This is a genomic window from Pseudomonas sp. GP01-A4 (assembly GCF_058780865.1).
On sequence record NZ_JBYSWF010000066.1, the window covers coordinates 39,675 to 44,354 of the forward strand.

Sequence of the window (4,680 nt, forward strand, 5' to 3'; positions counted from 1 at the left end):
CCCCCCCCCCCCCCCCCCCACAACAAGCTCCCTCGCCACAGGTTATTTCAGTGAGCTTCCCCAGCCTTAAGCCCCGCCGGCAACGCCTTGGTCAACAAGATCGCCACCATGCTGATCCCCAACGCCAACCCTACAAAATGGAACGCATCGTTGTAAGCCATGATCTGCGCCTGCTGATGCGCTATCTCACTCAACTTGCCCAACGCCGCCGTCTCACTCCCAAACGTCTCCGTCAGCCTGGCCATGCGCTCTGCCACCTGTGGATTGGTCGGCACAATCGCCTCACGCAGGTAATCAAAGTAGGTCTTGGTGCGCGCATCCAGCAGCGTCGCCAGCAACGCAATCCCGATCGCCCCGCCCAGGTTTCGCAAAATATTGAACAGGCTCGACGCCGACCCCGCGTCCTTCTGCATGATGTATGCCGTGGCAATCAACGAAATTGTCACCATGATCAACGGCTGCCCCAACGCACGGATGATCTGGATGCGGTTGAACTGGTCGCCGGCAAAGTCCGGGTTCAGCACCCCCGATGAAAAACTCGCCAACCCGAACAGCCCGAACCCCAGGGTGCACAGCCATTTGGGCGACACGTACTTCATCAGCTTGGGCACCAGCGGAATCAAAAACAGCTGCGGAACCCCCATCCACATGATCACTTCGCCGATTTGCAGGGCGTTGTAGTTCTGGATCTGCGCCAGGTACAGCGGCAGCAGATAAATCGAGCCATACAACCCCACGCCCATCCCCAGGCTCGAAATGCTCGATAGCCCGAAATTACGATTGCCGAGGATGCGCAGGTTGATCAGCGGGTTGGGCTTGGACATCTGCACGATCACAAAGGTGATCAGGCTGAGCAGGGCGACAGTGCCCAAGCTGACAATCAGGCTGGATTCCAGCCAATCCTTGCGATGGCCTTCTTCCAGAAACACCTGCAAACACCCAAGGCCCACGGCCATGGTAAGGATGCCGAGATAGTCGGTGCTTTTGAGCAGGTCCCAGTTGGAGTCCTTTTTCTCCAGGCCGTACAGCAGCCCGGCGATCATGATCAGGCCCGGTGGGATGTTGATGTAGAAGATGTATTCCCAACCCCAGTTTTCCGTGAGCCAGCCGCCAATGGTCGGTCCGATGGACGGGGCGAAGGTGGCGGTCATGGCGAACATGGCCATGCCTTTGGCGCGGTGATGTTCGGGCAGCTTGATCAGCGTGAGGGTGAACGCCAGGGGGATCAGCGCGCCGCCGGTAAAGCCCTGCAGCGCGCGGAATACGATCATGCTTTCCAGGCTCCAGGCCATGGAGCACATCAGCGAGGCGATCAGGAACCCGCCCGAGACCCACACCGCCAGCCGACGCGCCGACAGCAGCTGCACCAGCCAGGCGGTGAGGGGGATCATGATGATTTCGGCCACAAGGTAGGAGGTGGAAATCCACGAACCTTCTTCCAGGGTGGCCGACAGCGCGCCCTGGATGTCCTTGAGGGACGAGTTGGTGATCTGGATGTCGAGCACTGCCATGAAGGCGCCGAGCATCACGCTCATGACCGCGATCCAGTCGCGCCGGCTCGGTTCGCCTACCGGCGGCAGCAGTTGATCACCGGCCATCGTGCGGGTCTTGGATGTTCACTTTGACCGTCACCGACATGCCCGGGCGGATTTTGCCCTGCAGCGGGTTGTCGGTGGCGAAGGTCAGTTTGACCGGAATCCGTTGTACGACTTTGGTGAAGTTGCCCGTGGCATTGTCCGGCGGCAGCAGGCTGAATTGCGCGCCGGAAGCGCCGAACAGGTTGGCCACGCGGCCTTCGATTGGAGTATCGCTGTAGGCGTCGAATGTCAGCTCGGCTTTTTGCCCAGGCTGCATATGGCCGATCTGGGTTTCCTTGAAGTTGGCCTGCACCCAGATGTCCTGGTCCGGGACGATCGACAGCAGGTAGGCGCCGGCCTGTACGTATTGACCGTTGCGCGCGGCACGCTGGCCGATCAGGCCGCTGATGGGCGCGTGGATTTCGCTGCGGGTCAGGTTCAGTTCGGCCTGGGCCAGGTCAGTCCTGGCGTTGGCGATCATCGCGTCGAGGCGCTTGATCTCGGCGTTCAGGGCGTTGACCTGCTGGCGCTGGCCCTGCAGGTCGGCCTGGGCCATGGTCACCTGGGAGCGGGCGATGTGGTTGTCGGCGTCGAGGGTGGTGACCCGTTCTTCGGAGACATAGCCGGGTTTGCGCAGGGTTTGTGCGCGGTTCAGGTCGATCTGCGAGCGGCCGAGGGTGGCCTGGCTGGACGAGACCTTGGCTGCACCGGCGGCGATCAGGCTGGCTTGCTGGGTCAGTTTGCTCTGGGCCTGCACGCGCTCGGCTTCGCGCATGGCCAGGGCGGCGTTGGCGCGGTCGACGGCGAGGTGGAAGTCGTCGCCTTCGAGCTTGACCAGCAGTTGGCCTTTTTCCACGTGCTCGTTGTCGCCCACCAGCACCTCGACGATGCGCGCACCCAGTTGGCTGGAGACCCGGGTGATCTCGCCCTGGACGTAGGCGTTGTCGGTGCTTTCATAAAAACGGCCCTTGAAGAACCACTGAGCGAAAAAGCCCCCGGCGATCAGGACCACGATAAACAGGAAGATAAACAGGCGGCGTTTGAGCGGGGCAGGCATGGCAATAATGTCGTCGACAAAAGGTAATGGAATATAGCCAGCGAACGGTCTGGCAAATAGCCATGTCGAGACTTGAGACCGGAGCTTGTCTCATATGCCCTTTGTTCGCCTCCCCACGCTGGAGCCCAAGGGCTTGGGGCTGTTACCATTCGCCCCTTGTTTCATTTTCAGTTTTATCGCCAATTCGAGACCCGCCATGACCACCGTCCGCACGCGCATCGCGCCATCGCCTACTGGGGATCCCCACGTAGGTACTGCTTACATCGCCTTGTTCAACTACTGCTTTGCCAAGCAGCATGGCGGTGAATTCATCCTGCGGATCGAAGACACCGATCAACTGCGCTCCACGCGCGAGTCGGAACAGCAGATTTTCGATGCGCTGCGCTGGTTGGGCATTACCTGGGCCGAAGGCCCGGACGTCGGCGGCCCCCACGGCCCGTATCGCCAGAGCGAGCGCAGCGACATCTACAAGCAGTACACCCAGCAACTGGTCGACATGGGCCACGCCTTCCCGTGCTTCTGCACCGCCGAAGAGCTGGACCAGATGCGTGCCGAGCAACAGGCCCGTGGTGAAACCCCGCGCTATGACGGCCGCGCACTGCTGCTGTCGAAGGAAGAAGTGGCCCGGCGCCTGGCTGCCGGCGAGCCGCACGTTATCCGCATGAAGGTGCCGAGCGAAGGCGTGTGCGTGGTGCCGGACATGCTGCGCGGTGACGTCGAGATCCCGTGGGACCGCATGGACATGCAAGTGCTGATGAAGACCGACGGCCTGCCGACGTACTTCCTGGCCAACGTGGTGGACGACCACCTGATGGGCATCACCCACGTACTGCGTGGCGAAGAGTGGCTGCCATCGGCGCCGAAACTGATCCTGCTGTACGAGTACTTCGGCTGGGAACAACCGCAGCTGTGCTACATGCCGCTGCTGCGTAACCCGGACAAGAGCAAGTTGTCCAAGCGCAAGAACCCGACCTCGGTGACCTTCTACGAGCGCATGGGCTTCATGCCCGAAGCGATGCTCAACTACCTGGGCCGCATGGGCTGGTCGATGCCGGACGAGCGCGAGAAGTTCTCGTTGCAGGAAATGGTCGATAACTTCGACCTGTCCCGTGTGTCCCTGGGTGGGCCGATCTTCGACATCGAGAAACTCTCGTGGCTCAACGGCCAGTGGCTGCGTGACCTGCCGGTGGAAGAGTTCGCCAGCCGCGTGCAGCAGTGGGCGTTGAACCCCGAGTACATGATGAAGATCGCGCCGCTGGTGCAGGGCAGGGTGGAGACCTTCAGCCAGGTCGCACCGTTGGCGAGTTTCTTCTTTGCCGGTGGCGTGAACCCGGACGTGAAGCTGTTTGAGTCGAAGAAACTCTCGGGTGACCAGGTTCGCCAGTTGATGCAGTTGATCCTGTGGAAGCTCGAAAGCCTGCGCCAGTGGGAGAAGGATGCGATTACCGCGACTATCCAGGCGGTGGTTGAATCCCTGGAACTGAAATTGCGCGATGCGATGCCGCTGATGTTTGCCGCGATCACCGGGCAGGCGAGTTCGGTGTCGGTGCTCGATGCGATGGAAATTCTGGGCCCGGACCTGACTCGCTTCCGTCTGCGCCAAGCCCTTGATTTGCTTGGTGGTGTGTCGAAGAAAGAAAACAAGGAATGGGAAAAGCTGCTGGGCGCTATCGCTTAAGCACGCTGTTGTAACGGCCAAACCCCGGTTTTCCGGGGTTTGCTCGGTAAGTGATTGTTATCTCGGCAAAAAATTTTGAAAATTGTTGAAAATAAATTTGACACGTTTCGAATACGCCATTAAGATTCGCCCCGTCCTCACCGACGAGGGGCTATAGCTCAGCTGGGAGAGCGCTTGCATGGCATGCAAGAGGTCAACGGTTCGATCCCGTTTAGCTCCACCAATTTACAGGTTCAAGGTCTGGCCACACCGTCCTTGAATTCGATCAGACTCAGCCTGATCACGTTGTATAGAAGGTTTGTGTCCCCTTCGTCTAGTGGCCTAGGACACCGCCCTTTCACGGCGGTAACAGGGGTTCGAGTCCCCTA

The 4,680-nt window shown here is 60.1% G+C and carries 3 protein-coding genes and 2 tRNA genes; 3 read left to right on the forward strand and 2 right to left on the reverse strand.

The window, feature by feature from the left end; genetic code table 11:
• Window positions 1–47 precede the first annotated feature (47 nt).
• Complete coding sequence (locus AC3WKX_RS27885; RefSeq protein WP_102368517.1) at window positions 48–1,598, reverse strand: MDR family MFS transporter; 1,551 nt, start codon at window positions 1,596–1,598, stop codon at window positions 48–50.
• Window positions 1,588–2,634: an HlyD family secretion protein gene (locus tag AC3WKX_RS27890; protein WP_008438770.1), complete on the reverse strand. Its 1,047-nt coding sequence runs from the start codon at window positions 2,632–2,634 to the stop codon at window positions 1,588–1,590. The genes AC3WKX_RS27885 and AC3WKX_RS27890 overlap by 11 nt, the downstream gene beginning before the upstream one ends.
• A 196-nt stretch (window positions 2,635–2,830) precedes the next feature.
• Between AC3WKX_RS27890 and gltX the strand changes: the two genes are divergently transcribed.
• The 3 genes from gltX to AC3WKX_RS27905 all read left to right on the forward strand — a co-directional run bounded on the left by gltX (window position 2,831) and on the right by AC3WKX_RS27905 (window position 4,680).
• Window positions 2,831–4,312, forward strand: coding sequence for a glutamate--tRNA ligase (gene gltX / locus AC3WKX_RS27895; protein ID WP_003214464.1), 1,482 nt, complete (start codon window positions 2,831–2,833; stop codon window positions 4,310–4,312).
• 147 nt (window positions 4,313–4,459) lie between these two features.
• Window positions 4,460–4,535, forward strand: a tRNA-Ala gene (locus tag AC3WKX_RS27900).
• 87 nt (window positions 4,536–4,622) lie between these two features.
• A tRNA-Glu gene (locus AC3WKX_RS27905) sits at window positions 4,623–4,680 on the forward strand.

What these genes read in the sequence shown, in the direction of transcription:
- AC3WKX_RS27885 (WP_102368517.1), bottom strand. Translation starts at nt 1,598, where the DNA reads ATGGCCGGTGATCAACTGCTGCCGCCGGTAGGCGAACCGAGCCGGCGC.
- AC3WKX_RS27890 (WP_008438770.1), bottom strand. Translation starts at nt 2,634, where the DNA reads ATGCCTGCCCCGCTCAAACGCCGCCTGTTTATCTTCCTGTTTATCGTG.
- gltX (WP_003214464.1), top strand. Translation starts at nt 2,831, where the DNA reads ATGACCACCGTCCGCACGCGCATCGCGCCATCGCCTACTGGGGATCCC.